At 71.2% G+C, this 24,455-nt stretch carries 15 protein-coding genes; 9 read left to right on the forward strand and 6 right to left on the reverse strand.

Annotation, left to right across the window (positions count from 1 at the left end):
- Positions 1–19 precede the first annotated feature (19 nt).
- The 5 genes from cysC to BS329_RS36235 form a co-directional block, all read right to left on the reverse strand.
- The gene (cysC, locus tag BS329_RS36215) at positions 20–1,846 is read right to left on the reverse strand and encodes an adenylyl-sulfate kinase (protein ID WP_076167395.1); all 1,827 of its coding nucleotides are present in this window, start codon (positions 1,844–1,846) and stop codon (positions 20–22) included.
- Entirely contained in the window at positions 1,846–2,778 is a 933-nt protein-coding gene (gene cysD, locus BS329_RS36220; protein WP_143253344.1) for a sulfate adenylyltransferase subunit CysD, read from the reverse strand. Before cysD ends, cysC begins: the two co-directional genes overlap by 1 nt.
- Positions 2,775–2,981: an MbtH family protein gene (locus BS329_RS36225; protein ID WP_208619337.1), complete on the reverse strand. Its 207-nt coding sequence runs from the start codon at positions 2,979–2,981 to the stop codon at positions 2,775–2,777. The genes cysD and BS329_RS36225 overlap by 4 nt, the downstream gene beginning before the upstream one ends.
- Positions 2,971–8,196 carry an LLM class flavin-dependent oxidoreductase gene (locus BS329_RS36230; RefSeq protein ID WP_076167399.1) on the reverse strand — a complete coding sequence of 1,742 codons (5,226 nt, stop codon included), beginning with the start codon at positions 8,194–8,196 and terminating at the stop codon, positions 2,971–2,973. The genes BS329_RS36225 and BS329_RS36230 overlap by 11 nt, the downstream gene beginning before the upstream one ends.
- Positions 8,197–8,384: 188 nt before the next feature.
- Positions 8,385–9,227: a GNAT family N-acetyltransferase gene (locus BS329_RS36235; protein WP_143253346.1), complete on the reverse strand. Its 843-nt coding sequence runs from the start codon at positions 9,225–9,227 to the stop codon at positions 8,385–8,387.
- A gap of 164 nt (positions 9,228–9,391) precedes the next feature.
- Between BS329_RS36235 and BS329_RS36240 the strand changes: the two genes are divergently transcribed.
- The 3 genes from BS329_RS36240 to BS329_RS36250 are packed head-to-tail and all read left to right on the forward strand — an operon-like array spanning position 9,392 to position 14,915.
- Entirely contained in the window at positions 9,392–12,703 is a 3,312-nt protein-coding gene (locus BS329_RS36240; RefSeq protein WP_076167403.1) for a non-ribosomal peptide synthetase, read from the forward strand.
- Positions 12,700–13,851, forward strand: a complete 1,152-nt coding sequence (locus BS329_RS36245) for an acyl-CoA dehydrogenase family protein (protein ID WP_076167404.1) — start codon at positions 12,700–12,702, stop codon at positions 13,849–13,851. The genes BS329_RS36240 and BS329_RS36245 overlap by 4 nt, the downstream gene beginning before the upstream one ends.
- Positions 13,852–13,856: 5 nt before the next feature.
- The gene (locus BS329_RS36250; protein WP_158075863.1) at positions 13,857–14,915 is read left to right on the forward strand and encodes an acyl-CoA dehydrogenase family protein; all 1,059 of its coding nucleotides are present in this window, start codon (positions 13,857–13,859) and stop codon (positions 14,913–14,915) included.
- Between the two features lie 232 nt (positions 14,916–15,147).
- On the opposite strand, the gene BS329_RS36255 is transcribed toward BS329_RS36250, so the two are convergent.
- Complete coding sequence (locus BS329_RS36255) at positions 15,148–15,876, reverse strand: sulfotransferase-like domain-containing protein (protein WP_076167407.1); 729 nt, start codon at positions 15,874–15,876, stop codon at positions 15,148–15,150.
- 121 nt (positions 15,877–15,997) lie between these two features.
- On the opposite strand from BS329_RS36255, the gene BS329_RS36260 reads away from it, so the two are divergent.
- The 6 genes from BS329_RS36260 to argC are packed head-to-tail and all read left to right on the forward strand — an operon-like array spanning position 15,998 to position 24,437.
- The gene (locus tag BS329_RS36260; RefSeq protein ID WP_076167409.1) at positions 15,998–19,057 is read left to right on the forward strand and encodes a non-ribosomal peptide synthetase; all 3,060 of its coding nucleotides are present in this window, start codon (positions 15,998–16,000) and stop codon (positions 19,055–19,057) included.
- A gap of 19 nt (positions 19,058–19,076) precedes the next feature.
- The gene (locus BS329_RS36265) at positions 19,077–20,201 is read left to right on the forward strand and encodes a M20/M25/M40 family metallo-hydrolase (RefSeq protein ID WP_076167411.1); all 1,125 of its coding nucleotides are present in this window, start codon (positions 19,077–19,079) and stop codon (positions 20,199–20,201) included.
- Between the two features lie 15 nt (positions 20,202–20,216).
- A complete protein-coding gene (locus BS329_RS36270; protein ID WP_076167412.1) occupies positions 20,217–21,563 on the forward strand; it encodes a DegT/DnrJ/EryC1/StrS family aminotransferase in 1,347 nt (448 codons plus the stop codon).
- The gene (locus BS329_RS36275) at positions 21,560–22,408 is read left to right on the forward strand and encodes a transketolase (RefSeq protein ID WP_076167414.1); all 849 of its coding nucleotides are present in this window, start codon (positions 21,560–21,562) and stop codon (positions 22,406–22,408) included. Before BS329_RS36270 ends, BS329_RS36275 begins: the two co-directional genes overlap by 4 nt.
- The gene (locus BS329_RS36280; protein ID WP_084750635.1) at positions 22,405–23,415 is read left to right on the forward strand and encodes a transketolase family protein; all 1,011 of its coding nucleotides are present in this window, start codon (positions 22,405–22,407) and stop codon (positions 23,413–23,415) included. Before BS329_RS36275 ends, BS329_RS36280 begins: the two co-directional genes overlap by 4 nt.
- On the forward strand, positions 23,412–24,437 hold the full coding sequence (argC, locus tag BS329_RS36285) for an N-acetyl-gamma-glutamyl-phosphate reductase (RefSeq protein ID WP_076167415.1): 1,026 nt from the start codon (positions 23,412–23,414) through the stop codon (positions 24,435–24,437). The genes BS329_RS36280 and argC overlap by 4 nt, the downstream gene beginning before the upstream one ends.
- The last annotated feature ends 18 nt before the right edge of the window (positions 24,438–24,455 follow it).

The raw sequence follows: 24,455 nt of genomic DNA on the forward strand, positions 1-24,455 counted from the left end.
CGGCGCGGGCTCCTTCGGGTCAGTCGAGCAGGGTGCGGATTCTGGCGGCCAGCGTTCGCACGTCGCCGTCGTCGGGGCGCAGGACCAGGTCCGGCCGCCGGGGCGACTCGTACGGTGCGCTGATCCCGGTGAAACCGGGGATCTCACCCTTGCGGGCCCGTTCGTAGAGGCCCTTGGGATCGCGTGACTCGCAGACCTCGATCGGTGTGTCCACGAAGACTTCGAGGAACGGCAGGCCCGCTTCGTCGTGCTTCGCGCGCACCCGGTCCCGGTCGGCCCGGTACGGACTGATCAGCGCGACGATCGCCACCGCGCCCGAGTCGGCGAACAGCCGCGCGACCTCGCCGACGCGCCGGACGTTCTCGGCGCGATCCTCGGCGCTGAAGCCCAGATCGGCGTTGAGCCCGAGCCGGATGTTGTCGCCGTCGAGCAGGTAGGCGGGCCTGCCCGCGTCGATCAGCGACCGTTCGAGCTCGGCGGCGATGGTGGACTTGCCCGACGCCGAAAGGCCGGTGAGCCACACCGTGCCGCCGAGGGTGGCGCGGTGGCTCCTGGTGACCGTCGCGCGGTGCCGCACCACGGTCGGCGCGGCCTCGGCCGGGCGGAGGATCATCCCGGCGGCGACGGTGTCGCCGGTGCTCTCGTCGATGAGGATGAAACTGCCGGTGGTCCGGTTGCGCTCGTAGGTGTCGTAGGCCAGCGGGGTCTGGGTGTGCAGGCTGATCCGGCCGATCTCGTTGAGGGACAGCGATTCCGCCGTTTCGTCACGGTGCAGCGTGGTGACGTCGATCCGGTAGCGCAGGCCGTGCACGGTGGCCCTCGCCTGCTGTGTGCTGTGCTGGACGAGCAGCCGCGAGCCCGCGGTGAGGGTGCCGCGGTCGCTGAGCCAGCAGACCATCGCGTCGAGATCGCGCCCGACCTCCGGCCGGTTGCCCACCTTGCAGATCAGGTCGCCGCGGCGCACGTCGAGTTCGTCGGCCAGCCGCACGGTCACCGCCTGCCGCGCGAACGCGTACGCCGCTTCCCGTCCTCCGGGCGCGTGGATCGCTTCGACGGTCGAGCCGACACCCGACGGCAGCACGACGACGTCGTCGCCCGGGCGGAACACCCCACCGGCGACGGTTCCCGCGTACCCGCGGAACTCGCCGTGCCGCGCCACGTACTGCACGGGCAGCCGGGCGTCGATCAGGTTGCGGCCGGCGGCGATGTGGACCTGTTCGAGATGCCGCAACAGCGGAGGCCCGTCGTACCACGGCATCTGCGCACCGCGGAACACGACGTTGTCCCCGTGCAGGGCCGACATCGGCACGAGGGTCACGTCGGCGACCCGCAGTTTCATCGCGAACCGCTCGAAGTCCTCGCGGATCCGGTCGAAGCGCTCGGCCGACCAGTCCACGAGGTCCATCTTGTTGACGCACACCACGAGATGCCCGATGCCGAGCAGGCTGGCGAGGAAGGCGTGCCGCCTCGACTGCTCCAGCAGCCCCTTGCGCGCGTCCACCAGGATGAGCGCGAGATCGGCCGTCGACGCCCCGGTGACCATGTTGCGGGTGTACTGCAGGTGCCCTGGGGTGTCGGCGATGACGAACCGGCGCCGGGGCGTGGCGAAATAACGGTAGGCGACGTCGATGGTGATGCCCTGTTCCCGTTCGGCACGCAGTCCGTCGGTGAGCAGGGCGAGGTCGAGCTGGTCACCGCCGCGAGCGCGGCCCGCCCGTTCGATCGACGCCAGCTGATCGGTGAAGATGGCTTTGGAGTCGTAGAGCAGCCGTCCGATCAGTGTCGACTTCCCGTCGTCGACGCTCCCCGCCGTGGCCAGGCGCAGCAGCTGTGCTCGAGACCGCACTAGAAGTACCCCTCCCGCTTCCTGTCCTCCATGCCGGTTTCGGAGATCCGGTCGTCCGCGCGGGTCGCCCCGCGTTCGGTGACCCGGCTGGCGGCCACCTCGGCGACCACCTCCTCCGGCGTGCCCGCGGTGGATTCGACGCATCCGGTGCAGGTCGCGTCGCCGACGGTGCGGAATCGCACCGTGGCCGGGTACGGCCGTTCCCCTTCGCCCAGCGTCAGGTACGGGGTGTGCGCCAGCAGCATCCCGTCGCGCTCGACCACCTCGCGCCGGTGGCTGTAGTAGATCGACGGCAGCTCGATCCGCTCGTCGCGGATATAGGACCAGATGTCGAGTTCCGTCCAGTTCGACAGCGGGAACACCCGCAGGTGCTCGCCACGGCGGTGCCTGCCGTTGTACAGGTCCCACAGCTCGGGGCGCTGCGTGCGCGGATCCCACTGGCCGAACTCGTCGCGGAGACTGAACACCCGCTCCTTGGCCCGCGCCTTCTCCTCGTCCCGGCGCGCGCCGCCGAAGACGGCGTCGAAGCCGTGCTCGGCGATCCCGCGGATGAGAGTGGTGGTCTGCAGGCGGTTACGGCCCGCGCCGGGACCGGTCTCCTCCACCACCCGGCCCGCGTCGATGTCGTCCTGCACCGAGCTGACGAGCAGCCGGACGCCCGTCGCCGCCGCCACCCGATCGCGGAACTCGATCACCTCGTCGAAGTTGTGCCCGGTGTCGATGTGCAGCACCGGGAACGGCGGCGGCGCGGGCCAGAACGCCTTGACCGCGACGTGCAGCATCACCATCGAGTCCTTGCCGCCGGAGAACAACAGCACCGGGCGTTCCAGTGTCGCCGCAACCTCGCGGAAGATGTGCACGGTCTCGGCTTCCAGCGTGTCGAGATGCGAAATCTCGTAACTCTCGGTCGTCGTCACCTTCCGGCCGTTCACGACCCCATCGCGCGGCGCAGGCTCAAGGGCCGCATATCCGTCCAGACCGTCTCCACGTGGGCAAGGCACTCGCTCTTGGTGCCCGCCACGCCGACCTCGCGCCAGCCCGCCGGGACCTCACGGTAGGTCGGCCAGATCGAATACTGCTCCTCATGGTTGACGACAACGGTGTAGCGGGTGTCGTCTTCGTCGTCATCGGGCATGGTGAACCTCCACATCGGACTGGTCGATCGGGTCGGTTGCCGCCTCGGCACGGGTGGCCAGGTCGGTCAGCAGGGTGGCCAGGCCGGCGGCGTTGGCGGCGCTGGTCATGGTGAAATGGTCGCCGGGCACGGTGGCCGTCCGCACCGGACCGTCCACCAAGGACTCCCAACCGGCCGCGGTGGTGGTGGACCGCGCCGGCCGGATCAGGGTCAGTTCGCCGCGGCAGGGCCCGGGCTCCCAGCGCGACACCGCGGTGGTCAGCTCGACGAAGACGCGGGCGCGTGCCAGCATCCCGGCGCGTTGCCCAGCCGGGAGCAGTCCCGCCGCGTCCAACCGGTCGAGCGCGACGGCGAACTGCTCGTCGGGCGCCAGCGAACCCAGTTCGCCGATGTCCGAAGCGACGTCGATACCGGCGGCCTCGGCGACGCTGCGCACGAAACCGTCGATCGCGACCGGCAGCGGCACCTCGACGGCGGGCACCGCGGGCGCGGCGGTGTCGAGCAGCGCGAGCAGGCCGACCTGGCGTCCGGCTTCGCGCAATTCGGCCGCCACGGCCACGGCCAGGCTGCCGCCGAGCGACCAGCCGACGAGATGGAGTGGCCCCTCCGGCCATCGCGCGCGGATGGCGTCGGCATAGAGGCCCGCGAGCCGCGCCACGCTCAGTTCGCCGGGCAGCGCCTTGGGCAGTTCGACGGCGTAACAGGGCCGGTCCGGGCCCAGCTCCTGGCTCAGCGGGACGTAAGGCAGTGACGAGCCGGTGCTCGCGTGCAGGCAGAGCAGCGGCGGCGCCGAGCCCGACGGCTGGAGCGCGACGATCGGGTCGGCCGGGTCGTCGGTATCGGCGATCCCGGCGAGTTCCCTGATCGTCTGATGCGCGAACAGCTGCCGCGCGGTGATCGGCACCCCGCGGCGATTCGCCTCTTCCACCACCAACACGACGGAGATCGAGTTGCCGCCCAGGTCGAAGAACCCGGCCCGGACCCCGATCCGCTCGATCCCGAGCACTTCCTGCCAGACCTCGGCCAGGACGCGTTCGGCGTGGGTGACCGGCGGTTCGTACTGCGCCGCCGTCGTGGTGCCGCCAGGATCCGGCAGGTTCTTGCGGTCGATCTTCCCGTTGGGGGTCAACGGCAAACTCTCGAGCCGGCTGAACCTCGCCGGCACCATGTGCTCCGGCAGCGCGTCACGCAGATGGAGGCGGAGCGCGGCGTCGTCGGGCTGCTCGATGCCGTCTTCGGGCACGACGTAACCCACCAGGAATCCCATGCCGGGCTCCCCCCGCATGGCGACGGCGGCCGAGCGCACGCCGGGATGGCTCAGCAGCACGGTTTCGATCTCGCCCAGCTCCACCCGGTGCCCGCGGATCTTGACCTGGTCGTCGCGGCGGCCGAGGAACTCCAGCCTGCCGTCGGCGAGCCTGCGCGCGAGATCGCCGGTGCGGTAGAGCTGTTTTCCCGGCCCGCCGAAGGGATCGGGGACGAACTGCCGCGCGGTCAGCGCCGGGTGCCGGTGGTACCCGGTCGCGACGCCGTCACCGCCGAGGTAGAGCTCGCCCGCGACGCCGACGGGTTGCGGATGCATCCCGTTGTCGAGCACGTAGGCCGTTTCGTTCGCCAGCGGCAGCCCGATCGGCACGAACCCCGCCTCGGCGTCGAGCCCGTCGACGAGTTCCGCGGTGGACCACACGGTGGTCTCGGTGGGGCCGTACATGTTGTGCAGCGCCGCCGGGGTGAGCTCGGCGAGCCGCCGGGCGAGGTCGGCGGGCAGCGCCTCACCACCGACGAGCAGCACACGCAACGCGGCCAGCGCGTCGGCGGAGCCGGGATCGGCGGCGAGGAACCCGGCCAGCGTCGGGGTGCACTGCAGGTGGGTCACGCCGTGCTCGCGGATCAACGCGGCCAAGCTGGTGTCCTCGGTGTCTTCGCGTTGCTGTTCCCGGCGCGTCTGGAACGCGCGCCGCACGATGTCGAGCTGAGGCAGGCTCGCGAGCACCTGCTCGGGGTCGATGCCGAAGTCGATCAGGCAGGCGAGCTCGTCCACGCCGATCCGGGAGAGCCGCCACGCGAACTCCGCGCAGTCGGCCGGGGTGCCGAACAGGCCACCGCTGGTGAGATAGCGGTCCGCGGCGTGGTCGAGCAGCGCGGCGCGGTCGTCCTCGCCCAGTGAGTCGAACTCCATGCCCAGCCCCTTGGCCAGGCCACGCAACAGATCCAGCGAGGTGCCCAGATAACGGGTGAACGGGCCGCGCGCGGTCGCCAGCGCGTGTTCACGGTCCGGGTCGACGAAGGTGTGCACCATGAGCGCCACGTGACCGCCGTCGGTGCCGTGGTGTTCGCGCCAGGTCTCGCGGTAGGCGGCGATCTTCTCGGCGAGCGAGTCGAGATCCTGGCCGAGCAGGTGGGTCAGCACGCCCAGCCCGGCCCGTGCGGCGGCGCGGAAGGTGTCCGGGCTGCCCGCGGAGCTGAGCCACATCGGCAGCTCGGCCTGTACCGGCGCGGGCCGGATGCGGACGTCGACCCCGGCGCCGGTGCCACCGGTCATCGGGACGCTTTCGCCACGCCACAGCGATCGCACGGTCTCGATGCCTTCGAGCATGACTTTCTTGCGCTCGGCGTAGTTTTCCGGTGCGAAGACGAAATCGTCGTGGTGCCAGCCCGACGCCAGCGCCATGCCGACCCTGCCGTTGGACAGGTTGTCGACCACCGACCATTCCTCGGCGACGCGCACGGGGTGGTGCAGCGGGAGCACGACGCTGCCGGCGCGGATCGAGATCCGGTCGGTGACCATGGCCAGCGCCGCCGCGGTGACCGAGGGCGCGGGGTACTGGCCACCGAAGGCGTGGAAGTGCCGTTCGGGGGTCCAGACCGCGGAGAACCCGTTGTGGTCGGCGAATTTCGCGCCTTCCAGCAGCAGCCGGTAACGGTCGCTGCCCGGCTCGGCGGCGTCGTCGTCGCTGGCGAAGTAGAACAGGCCGAAATCCAGGGTCGCGGCCGCGCGGCGGTTACGGCGGGACGTGGCGAGCAACGTCGCCGGGTCGGCTTCGGCCAGCACGACGGTGAACCCCCGGGACAACGTCCACAGCAGTTCGAGCACGGAGATGTCGAACGAAATACTGCTGACCGCGAGCCAGCTCCCCGGCGGCTCCGAGCCGAGGCGCCGGTCCAGTTCGGTGTAGAGGTTGAGCACGTTGCGATGGGCGACGACGACACCCTTGGGCTTACCGGTCGACCCGGAGGTGTAGCTGACGTAGGCGGGCATTTCCGCGGTCACCCGGACCGGCGGCGCCGAGACGGGCTCACTGCCCAGGGTCTCGTCCGAGAGGTCGACGAGGGTCGTCGCGTTGCCCGGCTCCGTGACCACGGTTTCGAGCACGCCACGGCTGACCGCGTCACAGAGGATCGCGACGGGTTCGGCGTCGGCGACGATCGACCCGAGCCTGCCTGCCGGGTACTTCGGGTCCAGCGGCACGTACGCGGCGCCCGCCTTGAGCACCCCGAGCAGCGCCGCGACGACGTCGACCGTGCGGTTGACGCTCACTCCGACGAGGCTTCCCGGCCCGGCGCCCGCCCGCAGCAGCCGGTGGGCGATCTGGTGGGCGCGACGCCGCACGGCGCTGTAGTCGAGCACGGCGCCGCCCTGGTTGACCGCGGCCGTGCCGGGTGTCCTCAGCACCTGCGCGTCGAACGCCGCGCCGATCGAGGTTTCGGCGGTGGTGGCCGGGGTCGCGGTGTCGTTCCATCCCGTCGTGAGCTGGATGCGCTCGGGCTCGGTGAGCAGGTCGAGTTCGGGCAAGGGCGCGTCGGGACGCGAGACCCCGGATTCCAGCAGCCGCTCCAGATGGGCCAGCATCCGGTCCATCCGGGCCCGGTCGAACAGGTCGGTGGCGAACTCGATGCCCATCTCGATACCGCCCGCCGACCGCTCGGCGACGCTGAGGGTGAAGTCGAACCGCGCGGTCCCGCTGTGCAAGGGGACCGTCACGACGTCGACGTCGGCCATCCGTACCGGCTTGAGCAGCTCGTTGGTCTGCAGCAGCGCCACCTGGAACAGCGGGTTGGTGTTGAGGTCGCGGACCGGATGCAGCTCGCTGACGAGCTGGTCGAACGGGACGTTCTGGTGCGTGTGCGCCGAGTAGACCGTGTCGCCCGCCCTGGCCAGCAGTTCCCGGAACCCGGGCCCGCCCGCGGTGGACACCCGCAGCACCACGGTGTTGGCGAAGTAGCCGATCAGCGGTTCGAGCTCGGGCCGGGTGCGCCCGGCGAAGGTGGTGCCCGCGACGATGTCGTTCTGGCCGGTGTAGCGGCTGATCAGCGCGGCGAGACCGGCGAGGGCCAACGGCAGCACCCGGGTCGAGGGGCCGCCGAGGCTGAGCAGCTCACGGTGCAGCTTCGCGGGCAGCAGCCGCTGGACCTGCTCCCCCGCCCAGCTCGGTTCGGCAGGCCGCGGCCGGTCGGCCGGGAAGCGCACGGTGTCCAGGCCGGCGAGGGTGCCGCGCCAGTAGTCGAGTGACGCGGCGCGCTCCGCCTGTGCGACCGGGCCGCGTTCCCAGTGCGCGAAGTCGGCGTACTGGATGGGCAGCACGGGCAGCACCGGGGGCCGTCCGGCCCGGCCCGCGGTGTAGAACTCGATGAGTTCCTTGGTCAGGACCTCGGTGGACCAGGCGTCCGTGGCGATGTGATGCGCGGCAAGCACGAGCAGGTGGTCGTCGGCGGCCATGCGGACCAAGGTGGCTCGGAGCGACGGGTCACGGGCGAGATCGAATACGCGCCGTCCGGCCTTGGTGACGACGTCCGCGGCCCAGCTTTCCCGCTGGGCGGGGTCGATCTCGCTCAGATCGACCATCGTGAACAGGTCGTCGTCGGCCACCGTGCCCGGCCGCTGCCGCGGACCGTCGGGCGTGTTGAAGTAGTGCGTGCGCAGTGCTTCGTGCCTGCCGACCAGCCCGATCACCGCGCGCCGCAGCAGCTCCGGGTCGAGCGGTCCGTGCAGGCGCAGGCCGAGCGAGGTGTTGTAGAGCGGCTTTCCTTCGGCCCACTGGTGCAGCAGCCACAGCCGCTGCTGGGCGAAGGACAACGGGAGTGGTTCGTCACGACCCACCACGGGCACCCGGTCGACCGGCCGCTGAGCGGCCCGGCGCGCCCGCAGCTCGGACACCAGCGCCGCGCGCTGGGCCGGGCTCAGCCGCCCCAATCGCTCCTCAGTGCTCTCCTGCATCGCGCTCCTCGCCCGCCCAGCGGAAATGGTCGTCACGCATCCCCTGGCAGCGTGTCCCGCGCTGGTTCCCCGAACCAGTCGGGGAATTCCCCTACCCATGGGCAGGCAGCCGCCCCGGCAAAGTGCTGTGCCTGCTCCCAAGTACATGAAGGTCCCCTTCCTTGCGCCTAGCGCAATGAAGGGGACCTTCATGTACTTCCGGCGCGGCAAGTAAGCGCTGGGGCAGGAAGCCGCCACCAGGCAAGGAACTCCGGATCACCCAGGCGGGGCTGAGCGTAGGCGGGGATCAGCCCGGCCTGTCCCGGAAAACGGTCCACCGTGTCCGGGCCGGGTGCGGCGCCCGGTGCCCAGTCGACTCCGCGCAGCACGGCCGCACCGGCGATGCCGCGGTGCCGGTCCAGTCCGGCGGAGACGCCGTCGGGAGCCGGGCCGGTCACGCGGACGACACCGGTCGGCCGGTCTTCCCACCACGACCGGACGAGCCCCGGTGGCGACGCGGCGAGGTCGGCGGGGTCGGGATAGGTCAGCGACGGCACCGGCTCGGCGAGCACGCGTTCCATGTGCACCTCGGACAGCGGCTTGTCCGAGGCCGCGAAGTGCCGGACGCTGCGATAGCCGGCGCTGGTGTAGAAAACCGGGTTTCCCCGCTCCACGACCGCGTCGAGCACCACGTGTGACGCGCCTGCCGCCAGAGCGTCGGCCTCGACGGCCCGCAGCAGCCGGCGGCCGACGCCGAGACGGCGGGCCCGCGGGGACACCGCCAGCCTGCGCACCGACCACGCCCGCCCGTCCGGCAGGGCGCGGACCGTGCCCAGCAGGACCGGCCCCGCGGTCGCGGTCCACAGCCGGTGCCCGCCGTCGAGGTCGGCCAGCACCCCGGCCGCGTCCTCCCTCGCGCCGTCGGCGACCGGAAGCCCGGGGACGAGGTCGCCCGCCCGATAGGCGGCACTGGTGAGCGCGGCCACCCGCCGGGCGAGCCCGGCGCTCACCGGCGTCGCGACGGTGATCGTCAAACTGTCCACTGTGGACATCTGCTCCCCGCTTCACTCTTGGTGGTTGCGGACCGAATGTCGCAAAACTCGTCCTCGCGGACCTGTAGGGGTAATGCCGGACTCGTGTCCGCACACCCGAAAAGGACATGGTGAAAGCCGCCTCGCGGGCGAGGAACCCTCCGGCACCGAGGAGCCCCATCACCATGTCCATGCCGAATCCGCCAGCACGACCCGACGCCAGTCCGCACGCAGGCCTCGCCGAAGCGCGCAAAGCGGTACTGGCGCTGCGGGAACGACAGCAGGCCCTCGGCCAGTCCGGGACCGGCCGAATCATGCCCGCCTCGCGGGACCGGAAGCTGCCGTTGTCGTTCGCCCAGCAGCGGCTGTGGTTTCTCGACCGGTGGGCGCAAGGCCGCCCGGTCTACAACTCCCCGCTGGTCCTGCGCCTGCGCGCGGACCTCGATGTCGACGCGCTGCGGCGCGCCCTGACCGACGTCGTCCTCCGGCACGAGGTGCTGCGCACCCGGTACCCCAGCGAGAACGGTGTGGCGTATCAGGAAGTCGACCCGGCGCCGGATCTACTGGCGTTGCCGGTGCACGACTTCTCCGGCGAACCGGATCCGGAAGCCGCGGCCGCCGGCACCGTCGAACGACTGGTTCGCGAACCGTTCGACCTCGGCACCGGACCGGTCTTCCGGCCCGCGCTGGCCAAGCTCGGACCGGCCGAGTACGTACTGGTGCTCGCCATGCACCACATCGCCACGGACGGCTGGTCGACCGCCATCGTCCTGCGCGAGCTGGTCACCGCCTATCAGCGAGCCACCACCGGCGCCGCGGCCCCGCCGCCGCTCCCGGTCCAGTTCGCCGACTACGCCGTGTGGCAACGCGGCTGGCTGGCAGGCGAGGCGCCGAAGGCTCAACTCGAGTATTGGCGTGAGCAGCTCCGAGACCTGCCCACGCTCGACCTGCCCACCGACCGGCCCCGGCCGGCCGAGCGTTCCCAGGCGGGCGCGACCGAGGAGGTGCTGCTGCCGGAGTCGCTGGCCGGACGGCTCACCGAGGTGGCCAGAACCGAACGGGTCACCGAACTGACCGTCGCGCTGGCCACGTTCACCGCGATCATGTCGCGCTACAGCGGTCAGTCCGACGTGGTCGTCGGCTCGATCTTCTCCGGCCGTACCCGGCCCGAGATCGACCCGCTGATCGGCTTCTTCGCGAACACCGTCGTGCTCCGGGTCTCGACCGCGGGCAACCCGACGTTCCGTGAGCTGCTGGCCCGCACCAGCGACACCGTCATCAAGGCGCACCTCAACCAGGACCTGCCCTTCGGCAAACTGGTCGACGAACTCGGCCCCGACCGCGACCCCGGGCGCAACCCGCTGTTCCAGGTTTCGTTCACCCTGCAGCACGCGGGTGTGGAGTCGGCGACCGTCGGCGGGCTCGAGGCCGAGGTCTACCCCTTCCAGGTCGGCACCGCGCGGTTCGACCTCGCCGTCCAGCTCACCCAGGTCCCCGGGCGGGGCCTGCGGCTGTGGGCGGAGTACTCCACGGAACTGTTCGACGTCGCGCGCATCCGGGGGTTGTTCGACCACTACCGGCGAGCGCTGGAGCTGTTCCTCGACGATCCGGGCCTGCGGCTGGGCGGGCTTCCGCTGCTCAGCGAAGCGGAGTACCAGACCATCGTCGTCGACGACAACCGGACCGAACGTGACTACGGCACTTCGGAGCTCTGCCTGCACCAGCTCTTCGAGTCCACAGTGGACCGGGTGCCGGACGCGGTGGCCAGCCGGTTCGAAGGCGCCTCGCTGAGCTATCGCGAACTCGACGAAGCGGCCAACAGGCTCGCCGCGCGGCTGATCGAGACCGGAGTAGGGCCGGAGACGGTCGTCGGGGTGCTGCTCGAACGCGGACCCGGCCTGCCCATCGCGTTCGCCGGCATCCACAAGGCGGGCGGGGCTTACCTGCCGCTCGACCCCGACCATCCGCCCGCGCGCCGGGAACTGCTGCTCACCGAAGCGCGCGCCGGAATCGTCGTGACGACCGAGGCGCTGGCCGGAACCGTCCCTCCCGGCGTCCGCACGGTCCGCGTCGACGATCCGTCGCTCGCCGGCCTGCCCGCCACCCGGCCGTCGGTCGAGGTCTCACCGGACAATCTGGCCTACGTGATCTTCACGTCCGGCTCGACCGGACGGCCCAAGGGCGTGCAGGTCTCGCACCGGTCCATCGCGAATTTCGCGCCCGCGGTGATCGAACTGTTCGGACTCCGGGAAGGCGACCGCGTCCTGCAGTTCGCCAACCCGGCGTTCGACGTCAGCCTGTTCGACTTCTTCGGCGCGCTGTGCAGCGGGGCCACGCTCGTCCAGGCCCCGCGGTCGGATCTGCTGGATCCCGGGCGGCTGACCGGATTGATGCGGTCGGAGCGGGTCACCGTCACCGACCTGCCACCCGCCGTGCTGCGCCTGCTCTCCCCCGGCGACCTGCCGGACCTGCGTGCGTTGTTCGTCGGTTTGGAAGCCTTCCCCGGCGAGCTGGTCAACGCGTGGAACACCGAGGGCAGGCAGTTCCACAACGGCTACGGGCCCACCGAGGCGACGGTCGCCTGCGTGGACTTCCGGTGCCCGCACGAGCATCACGACGCGATGCCGCCGATCGGCGTGCCGATGGCGAACTACCAGGCCTACGTCGTCGACCGGTTCGGCCAGCCGGTCCCGTCCGGCGTGCCCGGCGAGCTGCTCATCGGCGGCGTCGGAGTGGCCAGGGGCTACATGAACGCGCCGGGACCCACCGCGGAGAAGTTCGTGCCGGACCCGTTCGGCGGCACCGGAGCGCGGCTGTACCGGACCGGGGACCTGGTCCGCCGCCGCGCGGACGGGAACCTGGAGTTCATCGGGCGCATCGACAACCAGGTCAAGATCCGCGGCCTGCGGATCGAGCCGACGGAGATCGAGCACGCCCTGCTGGCGCTCGACGGGGTCGACGACGCGGCCGTCGTGGTCTCCGGGTCGGGTGGCTCGGCCCAGCTGGTGGCCTATGTCGCGGGTGCCGATGTGGATTCCGCGCGGCTGGGTACCGAACTGCGCGGCGCCCTGCCCGTGTACCTCGTGCCCACCCAGTTCGTGACCATGGCGGAACTGCCTCGCGCCGCCAGCGGCAAGCTCGACCGCTCGCGGTTGCCGGGTCTCACCCCCGGCGCCGTGGTCGTGGCCGCCGAGCCGCCGAGCACGGCCACGCAGCTCGCGGTGGCCGCGATCTGGCAGGAGATCCTCGGCGTCGAGAAAATCTCCCTGGGCGACGGGTTTTTCGCCATCGGCGGCAGTTCCCTCAAGATCACCCAGGTCGCCACCCGCGTTCACGAGACCTTCGGCGTCCGGCTGGAGCTTCGGGAGCTGTTCCAGTACGCCACCCTCGGCGAACTGGCCGAGCTCGTCGAGAAACGGGAGTTGGAAAACGTGTCGGCGGACGAACTGGCCGCGCTGCTCGACGAGGTCGATCCGGACGGCGGGCCGACCCGATGAGCGGCGGCGTTCTGACCGACGCGGAGTTCCGCGGACGGCTCCGTGAGTTCTTCGCCGAAAAGCGGGTGCGGCGGGAGGTCGAGCGGATGCGACGGCTGCCGCCATCGGAGGAGACCGGGCGGATCGAGGTCTACCGCTGGCTCGGCGAACGAGGCTGGCTCGCGCCGCACTGGCCGGTGGAGTTCGGCGGCCTCGGCCTCGGGCCCGCCGAGGCGGCCGCGCTGACCGAGGAGATGCTGCTGGCCGGTGTGCCCGACGACCTGCACACCCTCAGCATCGGCATCGTCGGCACGTTCCTGCTGCACAGCGGTTCGGCGGCGCAGAAGCAGACGCATCTGCCCTCGCTGGCCAGTGGCGAGCGGGCGGCCACGGTGCTGTTCACCGAGGCCGAGTGCGGGTCCGACCTCAGCGCGCTGCGCACCTCCGCGAGTCCGGAGGGCGGTGGCTGGCGGCTGCGCGGTTCGAAGATCTACAACCAGAAGTCGCAGTTCGCCGACATGGCGCTGTGTGCCGCGCGCACCCGGGACAGCGGTGTCGGCATGGACGGGATCACCCTGTTCCTCGTGCCGCTGACCTCCGCGGGCGTGCATGTCGAGACCGTGCCGTCGCTGGGCAACGACCGGTTCACCCAGGTGGTGATCGACGGCCTGCTGCTGACCGAGGACGCCGTCGTCGGCGCGCCACACGACGGCTGGACCCTGATGAACGACCTGCTGCTGCTCGAACGCACCGGCATCGACTTCCACGCCAAGGCCCGTAGCCTGTTCGACACGGTCATCCGGCGTGCCGCGCAGAGCGGGAAGCTCGATGATCCGGCCTACGCCCACCCTCTTGCCGAGCTCGACGCCCGGCTGTCGGCGGCGGAGGCACTGGCCTGGCGGCAGGTCCGCAACCTCACGCGGGGTGAGCCGGACCCGGTCGGTTCCGCGATGGCCAAGTGGTACGCCTCGGAGCAGGTCCGGCCGATCCTGCGCGCCGCCGCCGAAGTCGACGGGCTCGACGCGGCCCTGTCCGGATGGGACGAGGACGCCCCCGAAGACGGAGTGCTGGAGGCCGCCTACCGCACCGGCCCCAGCCACCGGCTCGCCTCCGGCACCTCCGAGGTGATGCTCTACCTGATCGCGGCGAGTGGACTGGGACTTCTCTGATGACCATGACGGCTGATCTCACCGCCCTGTTCGACGACGAGACCACGCCGTTGCTGCGACGGCTCGGGCAACGCGCGCGAGGCGCGGGGGCCGACGCCGCGCCCGACCCTGTCGACACCGAAACCCGGCAGCAGGTGTGGTCGGCGCTGACCGGGCTCGGCGCCCTGTCCGGGCTGCGGGCCCCGGCCGAGCCCGAAACCTTCGCCCGGCTGCTGGACGTGGCCGACCTGATGGGCGCGGCGCTGTACCAGAGCCCGTTCCCCGACACGGTCACCGCCGCCGATCTGCTCGGCGTCAGCGGGAAAACCGTGCTGCGGGACGGGATCACCGAGCACGGCCGGACCGTCGCGCTCGCGCCGCGGGCCCACGGCACCGATCATCCGGCGAGCCCGGCGCCGTGGCAGGTCTCCCCCGACGGCACGACCGTCACCGCGGTCCGGAAGTTCGTCGGGTTCGCCGCCGAGGTCGACGATCTGCTGGTACTAGGTACGGCGAACGGCCGGGTGCTCGCCGGGCTGGTCGCGGTCGACCAGCCAGGGGTCCGGGCGCGCCGTCAGGACGACGTGGCGGCCGGCGACCTGTACGCGGTGACGCTGGAGTCGGCCGTGGTCACCGACGGCGTCTTCGACGTCGACTACCCGGGTGTGCTCGCCAGAGCCAGGGTCAGGCACGGGGCCTACCTGATCGGCGCGGCCAGGGCGGCGGTCCGGCTCACCGGCGCGTACCTGCGGTCGAGGAACGCCTTCGGCGCGCCGCTGGCCAAGTCGACGGTGCTCGCGCACCGGCTCGCCGGGCTGGCCGCCGAAGCCGAAGCGGTACGGGCGCTGGCCGACACGGCCGCCGAACAAGGCGCGGACGCCCGGGCCGGCGCGCGGATCGCGTTGCTGGCGGGCGAAGTCGTCCGGCGCAGTGCGGAGGAGGCTGTCCACCTGCACGGCGCGTTCGGCATGACCGACCGCTGCGACGCGCAGCTTTTCTACCGGCGCGCGCTCGTCGACGGCCAGTGGTACGGCACCGCCACCGCCCTCCGCGCCGAACTCGCGGCCGCGCTCGCCCGCCGATAGCCCGCCCGCACACACGTGTTCTCCGCCCGCTCTCGCGAGATCGCCGTCCGAGGAACGAAACCCAGCCTTGGGGTGGCTTCTCAGCCTCGCTAACCGTCCACAGAGGACACTGACCGAGGAGAAATGTCCACTTGCGTCTAGTTTGACCGTATCCTCAAGTACATGATGGCCCCCTTCCTTGCGCCTAGCGCAAGGAAGGGGGCCATCATGTACTTGCCTGACCGCAGCCGCGCTACGCCGCGGGGACGAGGCGGGTGTCTCGCAGCAGGTGATAGAACGGCTCGTGGTGGTCGCTGAACGCCTTGAGTTCGGCGTTGTTCTCCACGGTGTCGGCGTACACCGTGGTCTTGTCGACGAAGCCGGAGCTCTCGCTCACCGCGGTGTGCCAGCGGCCCGACAGCGCCCACTCCGGCCGCGATCCCGGCGCCCAGGTCGTGGCTTCGGCGCGGAACGGGAGACCGGCCCGCTCGCAGTAGCCGCGCAGCATCGCCTCGGGCGCGCTCACCAGGTCGGCGGAATCGAGCACCACCGGCGCGCGGCCACCGGCGGCCAGCACTGCCTGGTGGAGTTCGTAAAGCCGCTCCAAACCGAGATCGGAGCACACCATGTCCGGCTTGACGGCGTAGAAGGAGGCCGCGACCTCCGCCGGGGCGCGGATCAGGAAGGTGTGCTGGACGCCGGCCAGGAACTCCTCGTCCGCGAGGACCTCGTCGTACCGGATGTCGGTGGTGTCCTTGAAGAACACCGTCCGGGTGGCCGAGATGTCCCGGATCCGGGCGATCAGGTCACGGTGCGAGGTGACCTCGTCGCCGAGCACGTCGGTCCGGCCGTAGTCGGCGATGTTGCAGAACGGCTCGTGCAGCGTGACGAGCCCGCCCAATTGGATCATCGAACGGAAGAAGGCCGTGGACCGGGACCGCGGCGCGGCCCACAGCGCGATCACCCGAGGTCGCTCGTTCATACGCCCATCCAAGCCGCCATCGGCGGAGCCGCTAAGTCAGGACAGTGCCCGACTTGTCTCCGCCTCCCGGCGCCGTGACGCTCACAGCGGGCCTGCACGTCCACGGGGAGGAGTGACCGGCATGCCGGGAAACGGGGTGATCGCCCGAGCCGACCGCAGCGAAGGCAGACTGGTCTGTTCACTGCCCCAGGAACGGCTGTGGTTCCTCGACCGGGCCGATCCCGCGACGACGCCACCGGGCATCCTCGCCGCGGTCCGGTTCACCGGCAAGCTCGACATCCCCACGCTGGGCCGCTGCCTCGACGAGATCGTGCGCAGGCACGAGGTGCTCCGGACGAACCTGGTCGAGTCCGGCGGCACGCCATGGCAGGTGGTGCGCCCGCCGGCGCCGGTGCCGCTCCCGGTGCGCGACATCACCCGCGCCCCCGATCCCGAGCGCGCGATCGACGAGTCGTGGGCGCGCGAGGCGGGCACCCCCTTCGACCTCGCCACGGATCCGTTGCTGCGCGCCGGTTTGCTGCGCGCCGGCGACCGCGAACACGTGCTGCTGCTCAACATCCACCCGGTCGCCTGCGACAGCCGGTCGATCGGCGTGCTGCTGGCCGAACTGGCCGCCCTGTACGAGTCCGGCCGCCACGGCACGACCTCCCGGCTACCGCAGCCGCCGGTCCAGTACGGCGATGTCGCGGTGTGGCAACGGGAACGGCTCGGCCACGGCGAACTCGACCACCACCGGCGGTACTGGCGGACCCATCTGGCCGGCGCGACCGCGCTGGTGCTGCCCGCCGACCGGTCCCGTTCCGCGGTGCGGACCGCGCGCGCCGACACGGTCGGCTTCCGGCTGACCCCCGAGGTCACCGCGGCCGTCGAACAGCGGGCCGCCGAAGCGGGCACCACCCCGTTCGCGGTGCTGCTCGCCGCGTTCGGCGTGGTGCTGTGGCGGTGGAGCGGGCAGCCCGAGGTACTCGTCGGCTCGACCGCGACCGGCCGCTCCGCGCCGCAGACCACGTCCTTGGTCGGCTTGTTCGCCACCACCGTGGCACTGCGCCTGGACCTGCGCGCCGACCCCACGTTCGGCTCGCTGATCGACGCCGCCGGCATCGAGTGCGAAGCGGCGGCGGCACATCAGGCGGTGCCGTTCGAACCGACGCCGTCCGAACCGATGGCGGGCGATACCGGGGTGGTCCCGCCGGTGTCGGTGACGCTGACGCTGCGCGACACCCCGCCCGCCCGGCTGCGACTCGACGACCTGGTGATCGAGGAGCTGCCCGCGCGCGCCGTGACGACGAACTTCGAAGTCGCCCTCGAGCTGGCCCCCGCCGACGGCGGCCTCGAAGGCCAGTGGAAGTTCAGCACCGACCTGTTCGACCGGGACACCGCGAGCCGGATGGCCGGCGCGTTCGCCATGGTCCTCGAGCGCGGCACGGCACATCCCGACGAGGCGGTTTCGCTGCTGCCGCTGATCACCGAGGCCGAGAGCACCCGCCTGATCGCCGAGTTGAGCGGGCATGGCACCCCGGTCGCCGAGCTGGGCCCGCGCACCCTGCACGGCCTGTTCGAACGGTCCGTCGACCAGGCCCCCGGCGCCGTCGCCGTCGTCTGCGGGGAACGCACCCTCACCTACCGGGAACTCGACGAGCGCGCCAACCGGCTCGCGCATTTCCTGCGCGCCAACGGCGTCGGCGCCGAACAGCTTGTCGGGATCTGCCTGCCGCGTTCCGAGCTGATGATCATCGCGACCCTCGGTGTGCTCAAGGCAGGCGCGGCCTACGTGCCACTCGATCCCGGCTATCCGCCCGCCAGGCTGAACTACATGGCACGAGACGCCGAAGCCACCGTGGTGCTGACCCATTCCTCGGTCACCGTGGCCGAACAGCTCGACGCGGATATCCGGTTCGTCCGGCTGGACACCGAGTGGGCGACCATCGCGGCATCGCCCGCCGAGCGGCTCGCGGCCGGCGCCGAGGGAACCGGGCTGGCGTACGTGATCCACACCTCCGGCACCAGCGGGCCGCCCAAGGGTTCGGCCAACGAGCACGCCAAAGTGGTCAACACCCTGCACGGGGTGAACGAGGTCTACGAACTCACGCCCGCCGACCGGATGCTGGCGATCTCCTCGCTGAGTTACGACATGTCGGTCTACGAGGTGTTCGGCACGCTCGCGGCGGGTGCGGCGGTGATCGTGCCCAGCGACGCCGAGACGATCGATCCGGGACGACTGCTGGATCTGCTGGTCGGCCAGCAGGTCACCGCGTGGAGCTCCGCGCCCGCCCTGCTCGACGCCCTCGTCACCCATACGCGCGGCGGTATGCCCGGTGTCCGGCTGCGCGTGGTCGGTCTCGGCGGTGACCGGATGCCGCCGGCGCTGCCCGGCAGGTTGTTCGAACTGATCCCCGGCGTGCGCCTGCTGAACCTGGCAGGGATGACCGAGTCGTCCTACTGCAGCCTCGCCTACCGCGTCACCCACCGCTCGTACCCCGGCGGTGTCCCGTGGGGCAGGCCCTATCCCAACCAGCGGGTGTACATCCTCGACCGGCACGGCAGGCCGACACCGATCGGCGTGCCCGGCGAGTTGTTCATCGGGGGCGCGGGACCGGGTCGCGGCTACTGGCGGCGGCCGCGGCTGACCGCGCAACGGTTCCTGCCCGACCCGTTCAGCACCGAGCCCGGCAGCCGGGTCTACGCGACCGGGGACCACGCGCGGTTCCGGGCCAACGGTGACGTCGAATTCCTCGGCAGGCTCGACAAGCAGATCAAGATCCGCGGTTTCCGGATCGAACCCGGTGAGATCGAGGCGGAGCTGTCGACGCACGCTTCGGTCAACGAGCCGGTCGTCATCGCCTTCGACGAAGATCTCGGCGAGCCCAAACTCGCCGCGTACGTGACCCCTCGCGGGGAGAAGCGCCCTACCGCCGCCGAGCTCCGCGCTTATCTCACCGCCCTGCTGCCCGCGCACATGGTGCCGTCGGTGTACCTCGTCCTCGACCGGCTTCCGTTGCTGCCCAGTGGAAAGCTCGACCGGGCGGCATTGCCGTCACCCACCACCGGCCGGACCGCCCTGTCGGGGATGTCCCCGACTGTCCTTCGGGCCGCTGAGCCACAAACTGGGAATGGATTCGCCCCAAGGGAACCAGCCCGGCCGGGGTGGCACCGGGGCGCCGGGACGACAGCCGGAGCATGACCGCCGAAGGGCAGAGCTGATGCGAGAGAGGGCCCTTGCCGCGGCCGTCACCGACGCCGAGGCCGTCGAGCTGCTGCACAGGATGGTGGGCATAGCGTCGGTCTCCGGCAGTGAGGACGACCTCGGCCTGTTCCTCGCCGCACAGCTGGCCGGTCTGGGCTTCGACACCCATCGCGACGAGGTCGGCAACGTGATCGGCGCACTCGGTGACGCCGACGCCCCGACGATCATGCTGCTCGGGCACATGGACACCGTGCCCGGCGGGCCGCCGCTCCGGATCGACGGCGACCGGCTCTACGGCAGAGGCGCGGTCGACGCGAAAGGCCCGCTGGCCGCGATGATCGTCGCCGCGTCGCGCGCCAACCGGCCCGACGGCGTGCGGATCATGGTCGTCGGCGTGGTCGACGAGGAACGCGACTCCGTCGGCGCGCACGAGATCGTCGCGACGCACCACGCGGACGCCGTGGTGATCGGGGAGCCCAGCGGGGCCGGGACGGTCGTCGTCGGATACAAGGGTGTGCTGCGCTTCGCCTGTTCGGTACGGCGGCCGCAGGCGCACACCAGCAGCCCGGAGCCCACCGCGTCCGAGGTGGCCGCGCGGTTCTGGCAGTCGCTGCTGGACTTCACCGGTACCGGCGCGCAGGACGGCCCGGTCTTCGAGCAGCTCTCCCCCACGCTGGTGCGGATGTCCGGCACGCTGATCGACGCCGAACTGGTCGTCTCCTGCCGGACGCCGATGGGCTTCGATTCCACCGCGTTCCTCTCCGACGTCGCCGAACTCGCCCGGACCATCGACGCGGGCACCGAGATCACCCTCCTGGAGGACACTCCGGCGGTACGGACCTCGCGCGCCGACCCGGTGGCCAAGGCGCTGGCCCGCTCCATCCGGGACCGCACCGGCGACGTCGAGTTCAAGGTCAAGCTCGGCACCTCCGACATGAACGTGATCGGCCCCGCCTGGCAGGTGCCCATCGCCACCTACGGGCCGGGCGACCCGCATCAGGACCACACCCCCGACGAGCACATCGTCCTGTCCGAGTACCTGCTCGCCGCGGAGATCCTCACCGACGCGGTCGACCGGCTCGCCACCGGGCTCGCGGCGCTGTCGACCAGCCACCTCGGCCGAATCCCCAGCCAGACCTGACCGAAGGGACCACTGATGGCCAAGCTGGCCATGTTCGGCGGCAGCCGGACAATCGACCGGGGCAGTGTGCCCGCCGAGCAGATCCGGTGGCCGATCGTCACCGAAGCCGAGCACGAGTCCGCCCGGCGGGTCTTCGACAGCGGTTCTTTCACCTCCAACAGCACCGGCGGCGGCGAGGTCGCCGCGCTGGAGCGTGAGTGGGCCGAGTTCGTCGGCGCGCCGTACTGCGCCGCGGTGTCCAACGGCACCGCGGCGATCGAACTGGCACTGGCCGCGGCCGGTATCGAACCGGGGGCGGAGATCCTGGTGCCGGCACTGAGTTTCGTGGCCAGCGCGGTCGGGGCCGTGCAGCGGATGCTGGTCCCGGTGTTCGTCGACATCGACCCGGTCACCTTCGCGATGTCTCCCGCCGCCGCCAAGGAACTCATCACCCCGCGCACCCGCGCGATCCTGGTGGTGCACCTGCACGGCCTGCCCGCGGACATGACCGCGTTCCGGGAACTGGCCGATCAGCACGGCCTGCTGCTGATCGAGGACGCCGCCCAGTCGCACGGGGCGAGCTATCGCGGGCAGCGCACCGGGACACTCGGCGACATCGCCACGTTCAGTCTCAACGTGGTGAAGAACCTGCCGACCTGCGGCGAGGGCGGGCTGATCACCACCGCCGACCCGGAACTGCACCGCAAGGTCGTGCTGCACCGCCAGTTCGGCGAGGACCTGACCCGCCGTGAACGCGACTACGTCTCGCGGGTGCTGGCCGGCAACGCCAAACTCAGCGCCGTCCAGGCGGCCTTCGCCCGCTGCCAGCTCGACAGGCTCGCCGAATACGACGCGGCGCGCCAGGTCAACGTGCGGGCGATGTTCGACAGCCTGGCGGGCCTGCCCGGTCTGCTGCTGCCTGCCGTGCCCGAGGACCGCACCCACGCCTGGCACATCCTGCGGATGCGGTTCGACCCGGTGGCGATGGGCTGTCCCGAGGTCGCGCCGGGGGCGCTGCGCACGATCCTGCACCGGGCACTGCGCGCGGAAGGAGTGCCCTTGCAGCAGTATCAGCTGGTGCCGCTGCCTTGGCAGGAGGCGTTCCGCGAGCGGGCCGGATTCGGCGGCTACCCGTGGAAGTTGAACGACGTGGCACCGGTGGCACACCGGGCCGAGGACTACCCCGTCACCACCGCGGTCATCGAGGATTCCCTGACACTGCAACGCTGGCATCTCAACCCGAACAGCGGCCCGGTGCTGCTGCGCTGCGCCGAGGCCATGCACAAGGTGTGGGAGAACCTGGACACGCTGATCCCGATCGCGAGATCGGTCGAGCACCGCCCGCCGTGGTCGGAGTTCACCGAGGAGAGGGGCGAAGCATGAGCGTGCCCACCGAAACCACCGACGTACCGGCGGAACTGATGGCACGGGCACTGCGGATCCGGGAGCGGATCCTGCACATGGGTTCCGGTCCGTCGGGCACCCATGTCGGCGGGAGCCTGTCGTGTGTCGAGATCCTCACCGTGCTTTACGGCGAGGTGCTCGACGTCCGGCCGGACGACCCGGAGTTCGCCGCGCGCGACCGGTTCATCCTGAGCAAGGGCCACGCGAGCGCGGCGCTGTACGCGGCGCTGACCGAAGCCGGGTTCCTGCCGGAGTCCGAATGCGACGGCTACGCGGTCAGCGGTGGCAGGCTCGCCGGGCACCCGTTGCGCAGGCTGCCGGGCGTCGAGTTCCCGACCGGTTCCCTCGGTCACGGGCTTTCCCTCGGCGCGGGTGTCGCGCTGGCCGCCAAGCGGTCCGGGCTGCCCTCCCGCGCGTTCGTGCTGATGGGTGACGGGGAGTTGCAGGAGGGTTCGGTGTGGGAGGCGGCGCAGTTCGCGCCCACCGCCGGTCTCGGCAACCTCGTCGCGATCGTGGACCGCAACGGCTGGCAGATCACCGGCCGCACCGAGGACCTCGGGCTGGAGCCGCTGGCCGACCGGTGGCGCAGCTTCGGCTGGACGGTGCGGGAGGTCGACGGCCACGACATCCAGGAACTGCGCCGGACCTTCGCGGAGGTGCCGTCACACCAGGACCGGCCGACGGCCGTGCTGGCCACCACGGTCAAGGGCAAGGGCGTTCCGCTGTTCGAGGACAAGAAGAAGAGCCACCACGTCACGCTGACCCCGGCGCTGCTCGCCCGCGCGCTGGGCGGGCTGCGGGCGCGGGCAAGGAGGCAGTCATGACCCTCGCGGCAGGCACCACGCAGACCGAAACCGGCGTCGACCGGCAGGAGCGCTACCGGGTGAGCACCCGGGAGATCTACCGCAGCACACTGGCCGAACTCGCCGAGAAGGATCCGCGCGTGTTCTGCGTCGACTCCGACATGGGCGGGCTGGAAACCGGCTTCGGCGTCCAGTTCCCCGAGCGGTACGTCAACGTCGGGATCGCCGAGGCGAATCTGATGGGCGTCAGCGCGGGCATGGCGTCGATGGGCCTGCGGCCCTACGCCAACACCATCAGCTCGTTCGCCGCCTGCCGGGCGTGCGAGCAGCTCAAGGTCGACATCGCGGGCAACAACCTGCCGGTGCGGGTGGTGGTGACCCACGCGGGGTTCTCCGCCGGTCACTACGGCCCCACCCACCACGCGCTGGAGGACATCGCGATCGCGCGGACCCTGCCGAACATGACGGTCGTGGTCCCCGCCGACGCCGTCGAGACCGAAGCCGCGGTGTGGGCCACCGCCGAGCTGCCCGGCCCGCTTTTCCTGCGCCTTGGCCGGGCCGCGACCCCGCTCGTGCACGACGAGCCAATCGAGTTCGTCCTCGGCAAGGCCGCCCGGCTGCGCGACGGCGACGATCTCACCATCGTCGCCACCGGGCCGTTCCCGGTGGTGATGGCCTTGCGGGCACACGAGGTGCTGGCCGCCGAGGGCATCGGCGCCAGGGTTCTGAACATGCACACCGTCAAGCCGATCGACCGCGAGGCGCTCATCGCCGCCGCCACCGAGACCGGTGCGGTCGTCACCGTCGAGGATCACGTGTCCTCGGGCGGGATGGGCGGCGCGGTCTGTGAGGTGCTCGCCGAGACCGTGCCGTGCCCGGTGCGCCGGATCGGTGTCCCGGACGGGTTCTTCGACATGGTCGGCGGCGAAGAGGAACTGCTGGTCGCGACCGGCGTCAGCACCGACTCGATCGTCGCTGCCGCGCGAGCGCTGTGTCACGGGTCCGGCGAACGGAAAGGGGTCAGGTGATCAACGTCGGCATCATCGGAGCGGCGGGCTATATCGGCGGCGAACTGCTCCGGCTGCTCCTGCCCCACCCACGCGCCGAGGTCACCAAGGTCTATTCGGCCAGCCAGCAGGGCAGGCGGGTGGACAGCGTGCACCCCAACCTGCGCGGGCACACCCCGCTCACCTTCACCGACCCTGCCGATCTCGACAGCCACGACGTCGTGTTCATCGCCGTGGCGCACGGCAAAGCGGCCGAGTACGTCACCTCGCTGGGACCGGACGCGCCCTGCGTGATCGATCTGACCGCCGACTTCCGGCTGCGGGACCCGGTGGCCTACCAGCGCTATTACGGTGACGCGCAGCCCGCCGCAGACCTGACGGCGGACTTCACGCCGGGGCTGCCGGAGCGGTACCGGGACCAGTTGCGCACCGCCGACCGGATCAGCGTGCCCGGCTGCATGGCCACCGCGGCCACCCTGGCGCTGGGGCCGCTCGCCGCCGCGGGCATCGTCCGGCCGGACGTGCTCATCGACGCGAAGATCGGGTCCAGCGGCTCGGGTTCCTCGGCGACGACGACGAATCTGCACGCCGAGCGCAGCGGGGCGATGCGGGTGTTCGCCCCGCACAGCCACCGGCACGAAGCCGAGGTCGCGCAGGAAACCGGGTTGCGGGTCCGGATGGCGGCCACCGGCGTCGAAGCGGTGCGCGGCGCGCAGGTGCTGTGCCACTGCACGACCGAGCCCGGGGTCGGTGAGCAGGATCTGCGCCGCGCCTACCGGGCGGCCTACCAGGACGAGCCGTTCGTGCGGATCGTCGCGCAGCGCCGTGGCCTGTACCGCTTGCCGGAGCCCAAGATCCTGATCGGCAGCAACTACTGCGACGTCGGGTTCTCCCTCGATCCCGACTCCGATCGGCTGGTCGCGATTGGCGCGCTGGACAACCTCGTCAAGGGCGGCGCGGGCAATGCCGTGCAGTGCCTCAACATCCGGATGGACTGGCCGGAGCGGACCGGGCTGGAATTCGTCGGGCTGCACCCGATCTAGTGCCAGCCCCAACCGAGA

This window comes from Amycolatopsis coloradensis (assembly GCF_001953865.1).
GTDB classification, from domain to species: Bacteria; Actinomycetota; Actinomycetes; order Mycobacteriales; family Pseudonocardiaceae; genus Amycolatopsis; species Amycolatopsis coloradensis.